Origin of the sequence: Stenotrophomonas sp. TWI1183 (genome assembly GCF_039673115.1) — a bacterium.
Taxonomy (GTDB): domain Bacteria; phylum Pseudomonadota; class Gammaproteobacteria; order Xanthomonadales; family Xanthomonadaceae; genus Stenotrophomonas; species Stenotrophomonas maltophilia_AA.
Genome location: NZ_JBDJKZ010000015.1, coordinates 1 through 17,205, shown reverse-complemented (window position 1 = coordinate 17,205; position 17,205 = coordinate 1). Strand labels below are relative to the sequence as shown.

General features: G+C 68.2%; 12 protein-coding genes. 9 read left to right on the top strand and 3 right to left on the bottom strand.

Features of this window, described 5'->3' with window-relative positions; all coding sequences use genetic code 11:
- Positions 1-64: 64 nt before the first annotated feature.
- A complete protein-coding gene (locus ABE434_RS13705; protein WP_121039354.1) occupies positions 65-1,069 on the top strand; it encodes a class I fructose-bisphosphate aldolase in 1,005 nt (334 codons plus the stop codon).
- 127 nt (positions 1,070-1,196) lie between these two features.
- Positions 1,197-2,513 carry a M1 family metallopeptidase gene (locus ABE434_RS13700; RefSeq protein WP_346479225.1) on the top strand — a complete coding sequence of 439 codons (1,317 nt, stop codon included), beginning with the start codon at positions 1,197-1,199 and terminating at the stop codon, positions 2,511-2,513.
- Between the two features lie 4 nt (positions 2,514-2,517).
- Here the strand turns inward: ABE434_RS13700 and ABE434_RS13695 are convergent, their stop codons facing one another.
- Both ABE434_RS13695 and cysK read right to left on the bottom strand, forming a co-directional pair.
- Positions 2,518-3,117 carry an O-acetyl-ADP-ribose deacetylase gene (locus ABE434_RS13695; RefSeq protein ID WP_346479224.1) on the bottom strand — a complete coding sequence of 200 codons (600 nt, stop codon included), beginning with the start codon at positions 3,115-3,117 and terminating at the stop codon, positions 2,518-2,520.
- A 238-nt stretch (positions 3,118-3,355) separates the two neighbouring features.
- Positions 3,356-4,315 (bottom strand): cysteine synthase A, encoded by a 960-nt coding sequence (gene cysK, locus ABE434_RS13690; RefSeq protein WP_346479223.1) that lies wholly within the window; start codon positions 4,313-4,315, stop codon positions 3,356-3,358.
- Positions 4,316-4,552: 237 nt separating this feature from the next.
- On the opposite strand from cysK, the gene ABE434_RS13685 reads away from it, so the two are divergent.
- From ABE434_RS13685 to ABE434_RS13655, 7 genes are all read left to right on the top strand, one after another.
- Complete coding sequence (locus tag ABE434_RS13685; RefSeq protein ID WP_176988360.1) at positions 4,553-5,536, top strand: LysR family transcriptional regulator; 984 nt, start codon at positions 4,553-4,555, stop codon at positions 5,534-5,536.
- Positions 5,537-5,687: 151 nt separating this feature from the next.
- A complete protein-coding gene (locus tag ABE434_RS13680) occupies positions 5,688-6,131 on the top strand; it encodes a DUF2946 family protein (RefSeq protein WP_346479222.1) in 444 nt (147 codons plus the stop codon).
- A 70-nt stretch (positions 6,132-6,201) separates the two neighbouring features.
- On the top strand, positions 6,202-8,259 hold the full coding sequence (locus ABE434_RS13675; protein ID WP_346479221.1) for a TonB-dependent copper receptor: 2,058 nt from the start codon (positions 6,202-6,204) through the stop codon (positions 8,257-8,259).
- Between the two features lie 247 nt (positions 8,260-8,506).
- Positions 8,507-9,595: an efflux RND transporter periplasmic adaptor subunit gene (locus tag ABE434_RS13670; protein ID WP_176988362.1), complete on the top strand. Its 1,089-nt coding sequence runs from the start codon at positions 8,507-8,509 to the stop codon at positions 9,593-9,595.
- Positions 9,592-12,717, top strand: a complete 3,126-nt coding sequence (locus tag ABE434_RS13665) for an efflux RND transporter permease subunit (RefSeq protein WP_346479220.1) — start codon at positions 9,592-9,594, stop codon at positions 12,715-12,717. The genes ABE434_RS13670 and ABE434_RS13665 overlap by 4 nt, the downstream gene beginning before the upstream one ends.
- Before the next feature lie 129 nt (positions 12,718-12,846).
- Positions 12,847-14,364, top strand: coding sequence for an alanine/glycine:cation symporter family protein (locus ABE434_RS13660; RefSeq protein WP_346479219.1), 1,518 nt, complete (start codon positions 12,847-12,849; stop codon positions 14,362-14,364).
- Between the two features lie 52 nt (positions 14,365-14,416).
- Positions 14,417-15,196, top strand: coding sequence for a TrmH family RNA methyltransferase (locus ABE434_RS13655; RefSeq protein ID WP_346479265.1), 780 nt, complete (start codon positions 14,417-14,419; stop codon positions 15,194-15,196).
- A 367-nt stretch (positions 15,197-15,563) separates the two neighbouring features.
- On the opposite strand, the gene ABE434_RS13650 is transcribed toward ABE434_RS13655, so the two are convergent.
- Entirely contained in the window at positions 15,564-16,985 is a 1,422-nt protein-coding gene (locus ABE434_RS13650) for a M20/M25/M40 family metallo-hydrolase (protein ID WP_346479218.1), read from the bottom strand.
- Between the last annotated feature and the right edge of the window lie 220 nt (positions 16,986-17,205).

The following is a 17,205-nucleotide window of genomic DNA, read 5'->3' as shown; positions in this document are numbered from 1 at the left end:
ACGGCCAGTTCACGGGAGGCGGGGTCTATAATTGGGGTTTTCCCGCACCCGCCACAGGAAGTACATGAGCATCGAACAGCTGGCTGAAACCGCACAGGCCATGGTCGCCCCGGGCAAGGGCATCATCGCGATCGACGAATCCACCGGCACCATCGGCAAGCGCTTCGCCAGCGTCGGCCTGGAGAACACCGAGGAGAACCGTCGCGCCTACCGCGAACTGCTGCTCACCACGCCCAAGCTGAACGAGCACATCTCCGGCGCGATCCTGTACGACGAGACCATCCGCCAGTCCACCAAGGACGGCGTCCCGTTCGCCAAGTACATGGCGGCCCAGGGCATCATTCCGGGCATCAAGGTCGACAAGGGCGCGCACGCCCTGGCCGGCTGCCCGGGCGAGCTGGTCACCGAAGGCCTGGACGGCCTGCGCGAGCGCCTGCAGGAGTACTACAAGCTGGGTGCGCGCTTCGCCAAGTGGCGTGCGGTCATCAACATCGGTGAAAGCATCCCGTCGGGCACCTGCATCGAGTCCAACGCCCACGCGCTGGCCCGTTACGCGGCGCTGTGCCAGGAATGCGGCCTGGTGCCGATGGTCGAGCCGGAAGTGATCATGGACGGCGACCACGACATCGAGACCTGCTACGAAGTCACCGAAGCCACCCTGCGTTCGCTGTTCGATGCGCTGTACCAGCAGAACGTGCTGCTGGAAGGCACCATCCTGAAGGCCTCGATGGTCATCTCCGGCAAGGGCTGCGAAGAGCAGGCCGACGTCGAGGAAGTGGCCGAGTCGACCGTGATGTGCCTCAAGAGCACCGTGCCGGCGATCCTGCCGGGCGTGGTGTTCCTGTCCGGTGGCCAGAGCGATGAGCAGTCCACCGCGCATCTGAACGCCATGAACCAGATGGGCAACCTGCCGTGGCCGCTGAGCTTCTCCTACGGCCGCGCCATGCAGCAGGCCGCGCTGAAGCTGTGGGCCAAGGACACCAAGGCCAACGTCGCCAAGGCGCAGCAGACGATCTTTGATCGCGCCAAGGAAAACGGCCAGGCCGCCCTGGGCAAGTGGAACGGCTGATTCACGCCTGACCGCAGTCAACGAAAACGCCGGCCTCGTGCCGGCGTTTTTGTTTGCGGGAGACAGCGGTGCGCAGACGCACGCGTGCTCTGGCACGATGCGAACCACCTTCGCGTGGATGGATCCCATGTTCGTTCGTCTCTGTATCTCGCTGTGTGGGGTGTCATTGCTGCTGGGAAGCGCAGCGGCGCACGCATCGACGCCGCGTGGCTTCGATGTGCTGCACTACGATGTCGCGCTGGTGCCGGACATCGCCCACAAGCGCGTCACCGGCCAGCAGACGCTGCGGTTCCGGGCCGAGCGGGAGCTGCGCGCAGTGACGCTGGACAGCGGCGCGCTCACCGTGACGGCCGTGATGCAGGGGGATCGCGCGCTGGCCTTCGCGCAGCACGATGCGAAGGTGCAGATCACGCTGGCCGAACCGCTTCCGACGGGAGACACCGCCAGCGTGACGATCCGCTATCACGGCGAACCGCCGTACGGCCTGGAGTTCGCCCCCGAGCGCGACGAGGTCTACACGATCTTCTCGACCAGTCAGTGGATGCCCTCGGTGGATGCCCCCGACGAGCGCGCCACGCTGGACCTGTCCGTGACCTTGCCGGCGGGCCTGCTGGCTGCGGGCACCGGTCGCGCGCTGCCGCTGCGCACGCTTCCCGATGGACGCATCGAACATCGCTGGCAGCTGGAGACGCCGATGCCGGGGTATGTCTATGGCTTCACGGCGGGGCGCTATCAGGAAGCGACGCAGCAGCATGGCGCCATCGGCCTGCGGTTCCTGTCCAGGGAGCGGTCGCCCGCGCAGCTGCAGCGCGTGTTCACCGCCACCGGCGGGATGCTCGATTTCTTCGCCGACCGCGCGGGCCTGCCATATCGCGGCGACTATCAGCAGGCGCTGGTGGCCCGCACGATCGGGCAGGAAATGGCCGGGCTGTCGCTGATGTCCGAGCGCTACGGCCAGCAACTGCTGGAGGATCCCGGCCAGACCGCGTTGATGGCGCACGAGGCCGCACATCAGTGGTGGGGAAACCGGGTGACCTGCGCCGGCTGGGAGCACTTCTGGCTCAACGAAGGCATGGCCAACTTCATGACCGCCGCCTACCTCCAGCAGGCGCAGGGAGAGGCGGCCTACCAGGCGCAGGTGACGATCTGGCGCACGCGGCTGGACGCGCTGCGTGCCAAGGGGGCGGATCACGCGCTGGTGTATGCGGACTGGAACGCGCCGACCGGCGATGACCGCGCGGTGGTGTACCAGAAGGGCGCCTACGTGCTGCACCTGCTGCGCGTCGAAATGGGCGAAGCCGCGTTCTGGCGCGGCATCCGTGATTACACGCGGGCCAACGATGGGCGCTCGGTGGTGACCGTCGATTTCCAGCGTGCGATGGAAGCAGCGGCCGGCCGCTCATTGCAGCCGTTCTTCGCGCAGTGGGTCTATGGCGTGGGCTGACGCGTCAGTGCGCGGCGGCCGGCGGCAATCCCAACGCCAGGGGCGCGAAGATTGCCGAGGTCGACGGTTCGACCGGCTGACCCAGCGCTGCCAGCGCCGACTGGTAGGCCTTGTACGTCGCCGCGTTGTAGGCCACCAGGATGATCCGGCGCGGTTGGCGGTGCGAGCGCTGCCAGGTCAGTGTTTCGGTGGCGGCGATGTGGGCGGCCTGGTGCAGCGGATACCCGAACACCCCGCAGCTGATCGCCGGGAACGCGATCGATTCCAGGTCCAGTTTCTCCGCCAGCTGCAGCGACTTCCAGTAGCAGTTGGCCAGCAGCGCCGGCTCGTCGCGCAGGCCGTCCTGCCAGACCGGGCCCACCGTATGGAACACATGCCTGGCCGGCAGATCGAAGGCGGGCGTCTCGCGCACCTCACCGGTCGGGCAGCGCATGCCGGGGCGGATCTCCGGCAGGGCGCGGCAGGCTTCGAGCAGCTGCGGGCCGGCCGCGCGATGGATCGCGCCGTCCACGCCGCCGCCGCCCAGCAGGGATTCGTTGGCCGCATTGACGATCGCATCCACCGCCAGGGTCGTGATGTCGCCCTGCCACACTTCGATCTTCATGCGTACCGCTCCTTACGTACTGATACCGGGTCCATACAACGAAATGACGTGCCTGATCTGCACCGTAACCTGCAGGACATCTAGGCTGCGTCATCGTCGTCTCAGGCAGTGCGACCCGGCGAGCGCTGGCTGACCTTCACACGATGCCGCCGGATCGCTTCACCGCAGATGAAGCGCCAGCAAGCAGAACGCCCGCCGGTCAGGGCGGGCGTTCCGTTCATACGGACCAACGCGGGGATCAGGGCAGACCGGCCAGCCAGTCGTCGTCGGAGCCTTCGTTGATGTCGGCGAACAGCGGGGTCGAGAAGTAGCGCTCGCCGGTGTCGGGCAGCATCGCCAGGATCACCGATCCCGGCGCGGCGCTGGCGGCGATGTCCAGCGCGCTGGCGACGGTGGCGCCGGCCGAGATGCCCACGAAGATGCCTTCCTCGGCAGCGAGCCGGCGCGAGGTCTCGATCGCCCGCGCGTCGTCGATGGTCAGCAGCTCATCGTAGACGCCGCGGTTGAGTACTTCCGGCACGAAGTCCGGGGTCCAGCCCTGGATCTTGTGCGGCTTCCACTCATCGCCCTTGAGCAGGGCGGCGCCTTCCGGCTCGGTGGCGACGATGCGGGTCTCGGGCCGGGCAACCTTGAGCACTTCGCCGACGCCGGTCAGGGTGCCGCCGGTGCCCCAGCCGGTCACGAAGTAGTCCAGCCGCTTGCCGGCGAAGTCGCGCAGGATTTCCGGCGCCGTGGTGTTGCGGTGATAGGCGGGGTTGGCCGGGTTGGCGAACTGGCTGGCCAGGAACCAGCCGTGTTCGTCGGCCAGTTCCTTCGCACGGCGGACCATGCCCGAGCCGCGCTCGGCGGCCGGGGTCAGGATCACCTTGGCACCATAGGCGCGCATCAGCTTGCGGCGCTCAATCGAGAAGGTCTCCACCATCGTGGCCACGAACTTGTAGCCGCGCGCGGCCGCCACCATCGCCAGGGCCACGCCGGTGTTGCCGGAGGTCGCCTCCACGATGGTGTCGCCCGGCTTGAGCAGGCCCTTGGCTTCGGCGTCGAGGATGATCGCCAGCGCCAGGCGGTCCTTGACCGAGCCACCCGGGTTGAACGACTCGACCTTGGCATAGAGGGTGACGTGCTCGGGGGCGAGGCGGTGCAGGCGCACCACCGGGGTGTTGCCGATGGTGTCCAGGATGGAGTCGTACAGGGCCATGGGGATGCTCCGGAGAAGTCGTTGCCGCCCGGGGGCCGTGCGGCGGGGAAGGGTCGGGCGGGTGGCGGCGGCAGGCGCCTGGTCGCGGCCGGCCCGGGGTCGGTCAGACCGTACCGCTGGCATATGACCGCGCGAAATGACCTGATTACCTTCTTAAACAACGTTTGGTTATAAGCTGGTGACGGCATTTGCCCTACAGTCGGATGGCCCCCTCTCCATGCGCCGTATCGCCCGCCCATGACGCTGACCCAACTTCGCTATCTGGTCGCCATCGCCGACGCCGAGCTCAACATCACGCTGGCGGCGTCCCGCGTGCACGCCACCCAGCCCGGCCTGTCCAAGCAGCTCAAGCAGCTGGAGGATGAACTCGGCTTCCTGCTGTTCGTGCGCAAGGGCCGCAGCCTGGAAGCGGTGACCCCGGCCGGCGTGGAAGTGATCGGCCGCGCCCGCGCCGTCCTCGGCGAAGCCAACAACATCCGCACCTATGCCGCCAACCAGCGGCGCGAAAGCCAGGGCCAGCTGGTGCTGACCACCACGCACACCCAGGCGCGCTTCGTGCTGCCGCCCGCGGTGGCGCGGATCAAGCAGGCCTACCCGCAGGTCAGCGTGCATCTGCAGCAGGCCGCTGAAAGCGATGCGCTGGACCTGCTCAGCCAGGGCGATGCGGACATCGCCATCATCAGCACCGCCGGCGGCGAGCCCACGGCTGGCCTGGCCATTCCGCTGTACCGCTGGCGCCGGCTGGTGCTGGTGCCGCGCGGTCACGCGCTGGATCGCCCGGGCGCCGCGCCGGACCTGCAGGCGCTGGCCAGCCATCCGCTGATCAGCTACGAATCCTCCACCCGCGGCAGTTCTTCGCTGCAGCGTGCCTTCGCCAGTGCCGGACTGAGCCCTGACATCGCCTTGACCGCCCTCGATGCGGACCTGATCAAGACCTATGTGCGCACCGGCCTGGGCGTCGGCCTGCTCGCGGAAATGGCGGTCAACGCCAGTGATGAAGACCTGCGCGCGTGGCCGGCCCCGGCGCCGATCGACGAGTGCATCGCCTGGGCGGTGCTGCCGCGTGACCGCGTACTGCGCGATTACGCGCTGGAGCTGGTGCACGTGCTGGCCCCGCAGATCGACACCCGCGACCTGCGCCGCGTGATCGACGGCAATCAGGAGGCCAACTGGCCGCTGCCGCCGACCTGGGAATCACTGACGCAGACCATCACCGTCTGAGGTGGACGCCCGACCAACGGTCGGGCGCTACCGGTAGGTGCCGACCGTTGGTCGGCACGGTGGCTGCGACCGCTGCTCGGCCCGACCGCTGCGACGGTTGGTCGCAGGGCTTCGGGCTGCCCTGCCAACGGTCGGGCGCTACCATGACGGGGTGAACGTCCGCCGTCGCCCGTATGCCGTCTTTCTGCAGCTTGCCTTCGTGGCGACGCTGCTGATGGCGCTGGCACCGCTGGTCAGCCGCTGGCAGCAGGCCCATGCCAGGGCGCCGGTGATGCTGATGCCGGCCGGCATGACCCACGCGCTGCCGGCGCCGCCGGATGCCCACGCCGGGCACGGCATGCCGCAGCACGACGGGCAACATCACGTCATGCAGCACGGCGACATGCAGCACACGCCGATGAGCGAGCACGCCGGGCATGGTGACGCCTGCGAATACTGCATGATGGCCTCGCGCCTGATGCCGTGGCTGGCGGTCCTGATCCTGTTGTTGCCGGCGATGCCGGTCATCGCACCGCGCGTTCTGCGCGCCGTGCCCACGCCCCGCAGCCTGCGCTGGCCGGCCCACGCCGCCCGCGGCCCGCCCGCGATCTCCTGAGACCACCGCCCTTCCTGCCCGTGTCGCCATGATGGCGACGCGTGCCTGCGTGCTTTTCTGGAGTTCCACCATGAATGTTTCTTCCCGCAGCGCGGGCGCACTGACGCGCCTGTCTGTTTCCCTGTCGCTGGCCCTGGTCGCGTTGCCGCTGCAGGCCGCCGCCGACGATGCCCGCACCCTCGATACGCTGGTCGTCACCGCCACCGCGCCGTCCTCGCCACTGCACTGGGTCACCGATCCGCGCCTGCCGCGGCAGCCGGTCCCGGCCAGCGATGGCGCGGACTATCTGAAGACGGTTCCCGGCTTTTCCGCGATCCGCAATGGCGGCACCAACGGCGATCCGGTACTGCGCGGCATGTTCGGCTCGCGCCTGAACATCGTCAGCAACGAAGGCAATCTGATCGGTGCGTGCCCCTCGCGGATGGACAACCCGCTGTCCTACATCGCGCCGGAAACCTTCGATCGGCTGACCATCATCAAGGGGCCGCAGAGCGTGCGCTGGGGTGCCGGTGCTTCCGCGGGCACGGTGCGCTTCGAGCGCGATACGCCGCGCTTCGACCAGCCGGGCATGGACATCAACGCCAGCGCGCTGGTCGGCTCGCGCAACCGCAACGACCAGGTGCTCGACCTCACCGCCGGCGCCTCGCCGGGCTATGTACGCGTCAACGGCAACCGCTCCGAATCGGATGACTACAAGGACGGCAACGGCGACGTGGTCCCCTCCAAGTGGCGCAAGTGGAACAGCGACGTGGCCGTCGGCTGGACGCCCGATGCCGATACCGTGCTGGAACTCTCGGCCGGCACCGGCGATGCGATCGCGCGCTATGCCGGTCGCGGCATGGACGGCGCGTCGTTCAAACGCACCAGCTACGCCGCTCGCTTCGAAAAGGACAACCTGCCGGGTGCATGGGACAAGCTGCAGGCAAACCTGTACTACAACGACGCCGACCACGTGATGGACAATTACACGCTGCGCACGCCGAACCCGGCCAGCAGCATGCCGATGCCGATGGCGTCCAACGTCGATCGCCGCACCACCGGTGGCCGTATCGCCTCGGAATGGCGCTGGCAGGACATCGCCATCGTGGCCGGCGTGGACGCGCAGGACAGCCGTCACCGCAGCCGCAATGGAATGGGGCGCAATGTGTACCGGCAGCAGCCGTGGCGCACGGATGCGCGCTTCGAGAACCTCGGCGCGTTCACCGAGATCACCCTGGGCGAGGGCACCGCACAGCGCTGGGTAGGTGGCCTGCGCATGGACCGTGCCGAGGTGAAGGACGAGCGCGCCACCAGCGGCATGATGGCGATGCCGAATCCCACCGCCGGGCAGACCCGCCGCGAGAACCTGGGCAGCGGCTTCGTCCGCTTCGAGCGTGACATCGCGCCCGCCCTGACCTGGTACGCGGGTGTCGGCCACAGCGAGCGCATGCCCGACTACTGGGAGCTGTTCTCGCCGGACCTCGGCCCGGCCGGCACGGTGAATGCGTTCACCGGCGTGCAGCCGGAACAGACCACCCAGCTCGATCTGGGCCTGCAGTACCGCACCGATCGCCTCAATGCCTGGGTCTCGGCCTATGCCGGGCGCATCCAGGACTACATCCTGTTCACCTACCGCGACGGCGGCATGATGGGCAGCACCAGCCAGGCCAGCAATGTCGATGCGCGCATTGCCGGCGCCGAGGCGGGCGCGGAGTGGCAGTTGGCGCAGCAGTGGAAACTCGGCGGCACGCTGGCCTATGCCTGGGGTGAGAACCGCAGCGACGGCCGCGCGCTGCCGCAGATGCCGCCGCTGGAAGCCCGGCTCAGCACGGCGTGGGAAGGCGAGCGCTGGTCCGTCGGTGCGCTGGCGCGCGCGGTCTCCCGCCAGGGGCGGGTCGCGGCGGGGCAGGGCAACGTGGTCGCCCGCGATCTGGGGCCCAGCGCCGGCTTCGCCACCGTAGCCTTGAACGCCAGTTACCGGTTCAACGCGGCGCTGCTGCTCAGTGCAGGTGTCGACAACCTGTTCGACCGCGCCTACAGCGAGCACCTGAACCTCGCCGGCAGCGCCGATTTCGGCTTCCCGGCCGATCCGGTGCGGATCAACGAGCCCGGCCGCACCGCCTGGCTGAAAGTGAATTACCGCTACTGAGTCCGGCTGCCGGGCGGGGCGCTGACGCCTCGCCCGGCGTCTCCGGCGCCAGCCACGACAGGGCAGCAGGGTGCGCGCGCTTCGACATGCGCCGATACATGGCGATACACGTTCGCTGCCTCCCAGCACGAAAGGGCTTTCGCCCGTCACCGGCAGATGTGAAGACCCCGGTAAACGCTTGGCACATATGCCCCGGCTCGACCCCTCTATACACTCGGCGGTCGAGAAACAACCGGGATTGCATTACATGTTGGGACGCATCGCAGCGCGCTTCGCCGCTGGCATCGCCTTGGTCGCATTGGCAGGGTGTGGCAGCAAAGACGAGGCCGCTCGCCGGCAGGCAGACGCCGTACCGGTCACCACCCAGGTGGTGCAGACCTCGGCATGGAGCGACACCCTGCAGGCACTGGGCACCGCCAAGGCGCGCGAGTCGGTGACGATCACCGCCAAGGTCAGCGAAATCATCGAAACGGTCCACTTCGAGAGTGGCCAGCAGGTCAGCGCCGGCACGCCGCTGGTGACCCTGCGCGGCCAGGCCCAGGAAGCGGCCCTGCTGCAGGCCCAGGCGACGTTCCTGGAAGCGGACCAGCTGTACAAGCGCCAGCGCGAACTCGCCGCCCAGCAGCTGGTGGCCAGCTCCACCCTGGATACGCAGCGCGCCATCCGCGATGCCGCCGATGCACGCGTGCGTGAAATGCAGTCGGATATCGGTGATCGCCGCGTGCGCGCGCCGTTCGCCGGCGTGCTCGGCATCCGCCAGGTCAGTGCCGGTTCGCTGGTCACCCCGAGCACGGCCATCACCACGCTGGACGACATCGAGCGCATGCACGTGGACTTCCAGGTACCCGAAGCCGAGCTGGCCTCGCTGAGCACCGGCGACAAGGTCAACGCGACCAGCGTGGCCTATCCGGGCCGCAACTTCGAAGGCCAGGTCGCCACCATCGATACCCGGGTCGATCCGGGCACGCGCGCGGTCACCGTGCGCGCCGATTTCATCAACGCCGATCACGCCCTGCGCCCGGGCATGCTGCTGGATGTGCGGATGTTCCGCCCCGAGCGCCAGGCACTGGTGATCCCCGAAATCGCGGTGGTCCAGGTCGGGCGCGATTCCTATGTGTTCCGGGTCGCCAAGGACGACATCGTGGAGCGCGTGGACATCACTGCCGGCGCGCGTCGCAGTGGCGTGGTCGAAATCCGCGACGGCCTCACCGCCGGTGACCGCATCGTAGTGGACGGCACCGGCAAGCTGCGCCCGGGCCTGAAGATCCAGGCCGAGGAGGCTGCACCGCTCAGGCCGGCCGCGCCGACGACGGCCGAACCGGACGCCGCCGGATGAAACTCTCCGACGTCTCCATCCAGCGGCCGGTCTTCGCCGTGGTGATGAGCCTGCTGCTGGTCGTGCTGGGCTTCATGTCGTTCACCCGCCTGACCCTGCGTGAGCTGCCTGCCATCGATCCGCCGATCGTGTCGGTCTCGGTGGATTACACCGGTGCCTCCGCGGCGGTCATCGAGAGCCGCATCACCCAGGTGCTGGAAGATGCCCTGGCCGGCATCGAAGGCATCGACACCATCAACGCGCGCAGTTCCAACGGGCGCTCGCAGGTCAGCATCGAGTTCACCTCCAACCGCGATATCGAAGCGGCCGCCAACGACGTGCGCGATGCGGTCAGCCGCGTCGCCGACCGCATGCCCGAAGAGGCGCGGCCGCCGGAAATCGCCAAGGTCGAGAGCGACGCCGATCCCATCATCTGGCTCAACATGAGCTCGACCTCGATGGACACGCTGGAGCTGAGCGACTACGCCGACCGCTACATCGTCGACCGTTTCTCCAGCCTGGATGGCGTGGCGCAGGTACGCATCGGCGGCCGCCAGCGCTATGCGATGCGGATCTGGCTGGACCGCGACCAGCTCGCCGCACGTGGCCTGACCGTGGGCGACGTGGAAAGCGCGCTGCGCAACGAGAACGTCGAACTGCCGGCCGGCCGGATCGAATCCGCCGACCGCGATTTCACCCTGCGCGTGGAGCGCAACTACGTCAAACCCGAAGACTTCGCCGGGATCCCGCTGGGCAAGGGCGCCGACGGCTACGTGGTGCGCATGGGCGATGTGGCCAAGATCGAACTGGCCTCGTCCGAGCGCCGCGCCTACTACCGCAGCAACGGCGAGCCGAACATCGGCCTGGGCATCGTCAAGACCTCCACCGCCAACGCACTGGATGTCGCCCGCGAAGCGCGCGCCGAAGCCGAGCGGATCAGCAGCACGCTGCCGGAAGGCACGCGCATCTTCGTCGCCTTCGACAACACCACCTTCATCGAAGCCGCCGTCGATCGCGTCTACGCCACGCTGGTGGAGGCGATGCTGCTGGTGCTGGCGGTGATCTGGCTGTTCCTGGGCAGCTTCCGCGCGGCCCTGATTCCCGCGGTGACGGTGCCGGTGTGTCTGATCGCCGCCTTCATCGCGCTGTATGCGTTCGGCTTCTCGATCAACCTGCTGACCCTGCTCGCGCTGGTGCTGTGTATCGGCCTGGTGGTGGATGACGCCATCGTCGTGGTCGAGAACGTGCAGCGCCGCATCGATCTGGGCGAGCCGCCGCTGGTCGCCTCCAAGCGCGGCACCACGCAGGTGGCGTTCGCGGTGATCGCCACCACGGCGGTGCTGGTCGCGGTGTTCCTGCCGGTCGGCTTCCTGGAAGGCAATACCGGTCGGCTGTTCCGCGAGCTGGCCGTGGCATTGGCCGCGGCGGTGGCGCTGTCGGCGTTCGTGTCGCTGACGCTGACCCCGATGATGGCCTCCAAGCTGCTCAAGCCGCACACCGGCCAGGCACCGAAGGGCCTGCACGGGGTGATCAACCGCAATCTGGATCGCCTGTCGGCGGCCTACGGGCGCTTCCTGGAAGCACACGTGACCCGCACCTGGATCTACGTCGTGGTGATGATCCTGTCGCTGCTGGCCAGCGCGCTGCTGCTCAAGGTGCTGCCCTCCGAACTGGCCCCGGCCGAAGATCGCGGCTCGTTCCAGATCATGATCGATGGCCCGGAAGGCGCTGGTTTCGACTACACCGTCGGCCAGGTCCAGCAGGTCGAGAAGATCGTGTCGGGCTTCGTCGGTGAAGACCAGCCGATCGTGCGCGCCAACCCGCGCGTGCCCGGCGGCTTCGGTGCCAGCGAGGAAATGCACACCGGTCGCATCAGCGTGTTCCTGCAGCCGTGGCGCCAGCGCGACGTCTCCACCCCGGATGTGGCATCCGAGCTGCAGACCCACCTCAATGATCTGCGCGGCGTGCGCGTGCGCACCCAGGTCGGTGGCGGCCTGGTCCGCAGCCAGGGCCAGCCGTTCCAGATCGTGCTCGGTGGCCCGGAGTACGAAGAGATCGCACAGTGGCGTGACCGCATGCTGCTGCGCATGGCCGACAACCCCGGCCTGGTCGGCGCGGACTCGGACTACAAGGAAACCCGTCCGCAGATGCGCGTGAACATCGACCGCCAGCGTGCGGCCGATCTGGGCGTGTCGGTCACCGCGATCGGCAGCGCGCTGGAAACCATGATGGGCTCGCGCCGCGTCACCACCTTCGTCGACAACGGCGAGGAGTACGACGTGCTGGTCCAGGCCGGCCGCGAAGGGCGCGCCTCGCCGGCCGATCTGGCCGCGATCCGGGTGCGCGCCAGTGGTGGCGAGCTGGTCCCGCTGTCCAACCTGGTCACGCTCAGCGAAGTGGCCGAAGCCGGCAGCCTCAACCGCTTCAACCGCCTGCGCTCGATCACCATCAACGCCGGCCTGGCCCCGGGCTATCCGCTGGGCGAAGCGATCGCCTGGGCCCAGCAGGTGGCCAGCGAAGAGCTGCCGCAGCACGCGCAGGTCAGCTGGAAGGGCGAATCGCGCGAGTACCAGAACGCCGGCAGCGCCGTGCTGCTGACCTTCGCGATGGCCCTGCTGGTGGTGTTCCTGGTGCTGGCCGCGCAGTTCGAGAGCTTCATCCATCCGCTGGTGATCATGCTCACCGTGCCGCTGGGCGTGCTCGGGGCGCTGCTGGGGCTGTATGTCAGCGGCGGCACGATCAACCTGTTCAGCCAGATCGGCATCGTGATGCTGGTCGGCCTGGCGGCCAAGAACGGCATCCTGATAGTAGAGTTCGCCAACCAGCTGCGCGACGAGGGCCGCAACGTGCACCAGGCCATCGTCGAATCGGCGATGGTGCGCCTGCGCCCGATCCTGATGACCTCCATCGCCACCGTGGTCGGTGCGATCCCGCTGGTGGTGGCCGGTGGCCCGGGCTCGGCCAGCCGCGGCACGATCGGCGTGGTGGTGATCTTCGGCGTGACCGTGTCCACCTTCCTGTCGCTGTTCGTGGTGCCGGCGTTCTACTCGCTGCTGGCGCCGTATACGCGTTCGCCGGAAGCGGTGGCGCGCGAACTGGCCCGCCAGGAAGCCGAAACTCCCTCCGTGGGCGGCCATGCCTGACCGGAATGGGCGGCATTGCCGCCCATTCATCGAAATTGCCACTACGCAGCCCGGCGCGGATCGTGGAGAATCGACCGGGTCCCAGCCGACGGGGACGTTCCTTTTGTTTCCGCCGACTGGAGAGAGCGCGTGGAAGAAGTAGTCAGTTTCATCAACGGGATCATCTGGAGCAAAGCTCTGATCTTCCTGTGTCTTGCCGCAGGCCTGTACTTCAGCGCCCGTACCCGTTTCATGCAGATCCGCGGTTTCGTGGAGATGTGCCGGCTGACCGTGCGCGGTGAGAAATCCGACGCGGGCGTGTCCTCGTTCCAGGCGCTGGCCATGTCCATGGCCGGGCGCATGGGCATCGGCAACATCGCCGGCGTGGCCACCGCCATTGCCTTTGGCGGCCCCGGTGCGATCTTCTGGATGTGGGTGATGGGCTTCCTCGGTGCCTCCACGTCGTACGTGGAATGCACCCTGGCGCAGATCTACAAGACCAAGGATGCCGAAGGCCGCTACCGCGGTGGCCCGGCGTATTACATCGAAAAGGCCATGGGCCTGAAGTGGTATGCCTTGGCCTTCGCCGTGGCGACCATCATCGCTACCGGCTTCCTGATGCCGGGCGTGCAGGCCAATGCGATCGCCGACAGCATCATCAACGCCTGCCGCGGCGGCAGCCTGTGTGGGCCGCTGGATGGCCAGTTCATGGGCCTCGAATCCGTGCAGGCGCTCAAGCTGGGCATCGGCATCGTGGTCGCGCTGCTGCTGTCGGTGGTGATCTTCGGCGGCGTCAAGCGCATCGCCAACTTCGCCGAGGTGGTGGTGCCGTTCATGGCCGCTGCCTTCATCCTGATGGCCATCACCATCATGATCATCAACTACGACCGCGTGCCGGACATGTTCCGCACGGTGTTCAGCAGCGCCTTCGGTGCGCACGCTGCGTTCGGCGCGATGATGGGCCTGGCGGTGGAGTGGGGCGTCAAGCGCGGCATCTACGCCAACGAGGCCGGCCAGGGTACCGGCCCGCACGCGGCGGCCGCCTCGGAGGTCTCGCATCCGGCCAAGCAGGGCTACGTGCAGGCCTTCGCGATCTACTTCGACACCATGATGGTGTGCACCTCCACCGCCTTCCTGATCCTGGCTGCGGGCACCTACAACGTGTATTCGCCGGTGCCGGGCGGCGCGCCCGTATTCGCCGGCCTGGCCGGTGTGGCCGAAGGCGCGGGCTATGCGCAGGCCGCGGTGGAAACCGTCATTCCGGGCTTCGGCGCGGCCTTCGTGGCGATCGCGATCTTCTTCTTCGCCTTCACCACGATCATGGCCTATTACTACATGGCCGAGACCAACCTGACCTACGTCAACAACAACGCCAAGCGTCCGCTGACCGTGCTGCTGCTGCGCCTGGGCATCATCGGCATGGTGATCTTCGGTGCGTTCCACAATGCCGGCATGGCGTGGGCGCTGGGCGACATCGGCGTGGGCCTGATGGCCTGGTTGAACATCATCGCGATCCTGATCGTGCAGAAGCCGGCGTTGCTGGCGCTGCGCGACTATGAGCGTCAAAAGAAGCTCGGCCTGGATCCGATCTTCGACCCCGATGCCCTGGGCATCAAGAACGCCGATTTCTGGCGTACCCGCAAGCTGGAGCTGTCCCGTAGTGAATGATCCCTGGAAGAATGCGCGCCGTCCGTCCTCGCGGCCGCCGCGCGCCACGCCGCTGCCGCCCCGCGAAGGCGGCACGCCGCCGCCGCCCGGCCGTGGCAACGACGAGCTGCGCCTGTACGGCTGGAATGCCGTGCAGGCCCTGTTCGAGCACCGCCCGCAGGCGCTGCGCAAGCTGTACCTGACCGAGGCGCTGATCCCGCGCATGCAGCCGGTGCTGAAGTGGTGCGTCGCCAACCGCGTCGGTTACCGCGTGGTGGAAGACGGCGATCTGAACAAGCTTGCCGCGACCACGCATCACGAAGGCCTGGTGGCCGACGTGCTGCGCGCGCCGATGCTGGAGCTGGAGGAGTGGCTGGCCACGCTGCCCGCCGACGCGCCGGTGCTGGCGCTGTGGCTGGATGGCGTGGGCAATCCGCACAACTTCGGCGCGATCCTGCGCTCGGCCGCGCATTTCGGTGTGGCCGGGCTGCTGCTGCCGCCGGGCGCGACGTTGGCGTTGTCCGGTGCAGCGGCGCGCGTGGCCGAAGGGGGCGCCGAATCGGTACCGCTGGTGCGGCTGCCGGCACTGCCCGAAGCGATGGAACAGCTGCGTGCCGCCGGCTTGAGCCTGGCCGCCACGCTGGTGGAGGGCGGTGATGATCTGTTCGCCAGCACGCTGCCGGCGCGCCTGGTCTACGTGATGGGTGCCGAAGGCGAAGGCATGGATCGCGAGCTGGCGCAGGCGTGCGACCACCAGGTGTCCATCCCGGGCACGGGTGCGGTGGAAAGCCTCAACGTCGCCTCGGCGACGGCAGTGTTGCTGGCGCAGTGGTTCGGACGCAGTCGCGTCTGACCCGTGCGTGCGTTTTCGGGGAGAGCGCGGCGTCATTCGCGCCACCCACGGTGTGATCGGTTTCACCGAAATCGTCGTGACTACATCGCTTTCGGATTAATCGCATAGTGCACGCAGTGAAAACTGCGCACAGTGCCGGGTGGACGCTGTGCTGCGTGGGTGAGGAGAGACACCCCCGCAGCGCGGCGATCCGCTTGTCCGGACCGCGAAGGTCTAGCGGCGCTCACCGCGTGGGGTGTGACGTTATCCCGGTAGCCCGGTCGCAATGCGACCGGGCTTTTTTTTGTACCGACCAACGGTCGGTACCTACCATCTGCCAACGTCAGGTACCTACCATCTGCCAACGTCAGGTACCTGCGTGTTGGGATTACTCGCTCGGCGGCGTGGTCGGCTTGGCTTCGCTGCCGAAGCTGCCCTCGGCTTCGGCGGCGAGATAGGCGAACACGGTATACGCCGCTACGTTCTGCGCCAGGGCGGCGGGGTCGATCTTGTCGAGCGTGTCGTCCGCGGTGTGGTGCAGGTGGAAGTAGTCGCTGCCATCCTGTGCCAGCCACGCCCACGCACCGCCCTTGGCTGCCAGCGGACCCACGTCCGGGCCCGGGCCACCCTTGTCGGCGGCGTACTCGATGCCGAGCGGCTTGAGCACCTCGGCGATCTGGCGGGTGGCTTCGCGCGAGTTGGCCGGGTTCGGTGAGCCGGTGTTGAAGGCGTAGATGCGGCCCGCGCCGAAATCGCTCTCGGCCGCGAGCTGGTGCAGCACCACATCCTTGGCGTGCGCTTCGGCGTACGCCTTGCCGCCGTACAGGCCCTGCTCCTCGTTGGCGAAGGCGATCACGCGGATGGTGCGCTTCGGCGCCTGCTTGAGCTGGCCGATCAGATGGCCGGCGGCCATGGTGATGCCCACGCCGGCGCCGTCATCGACCGCGCCGGTGCCCAGGTCCCAGGAATCGAGATGGCCGCCGATCACCACCACTTCCTTGGGCAGGCTGCGCCCGGTGATCTCGCCGATCACGTTGTACGAGGTCGCCTTGCCGTCCCAGCCGCAATCCAGGCTGAGCTTGAGCGTGGTGCTGCCCAGCGCGACCAGGCGCGCCAGCTGGTTGGCGTCCGGCACCGACAGCGCGGCGGCCGGCACGGGGGTCAGGCCGTCATCGAAGCGGGTGATGCCGGTGTGCGGCACGCGATGCGAGTCGGTACCGGCAGAGCGCATCACGAAGCCGATCGCACCCTTGCGGATCGCCTCGGACGGGCCCTTGCTGCGCACCGCGCCGCCGTTGCCGTAGTCGCGGCCATCGCGGTAGGCGGTCATCTGGTAATCGACGAAGGCGATCTTGCCCTTCAGCGAACCTTCCGGCGCGGCCTGCAGCGCAGCCAGATCGGCGAAACGCACCACCTCGGCCTCGACCGTGCCGCCCGGGCTGCCGCCGAGGGCGGTGATGGCCAGCGGCTGGGCATGCTTGCCGATCACCGCGGCATGCTCACTGCGGCGCTCCCACTTGGGGAAGGTGACCGGCTCGGTCCAGACCTTGTCGAAGCCGAGCGATGTGAACTTGGCGACCGCCCAGGCCACCGCGCGCGCGTCGGCCTCGCTGCCGGCGATGCGCGGGCCGATTTCGGTGGTCAGCGACTCGACCACCTTCCAGCCGGTGTCGTCCTTGAGGGCCTGTTCACGCAGCTCGGCGGCGGTGGCCAGCGACTTCGGCGGCAGCGTGGTGATACCGGTCGCCGCGAACGCGGGCGCGGCCAGCAGGGCGAGGGAAGATGCGATGGCAAGGACGCGGCGACGCATGGACGAACTCCGGAAACGGGGCGGAAGCGTCCGAGCTTACCAGCCTGTCCGACGCGCACATGGGCGGTAGGTCATGCTCCGGCGAATGCTGTTTTCCAAAAGCGAAAACCCCGCCGGAGCGGGGCTTTCGATGGGTAGTGCCCGGCCGGCGGGCGGGGGGGGGCGTGGGGCGGGAACCTGGGGGGGGGCCCCCGGCGGGGCCGCGCCGGGACGGGGGGGG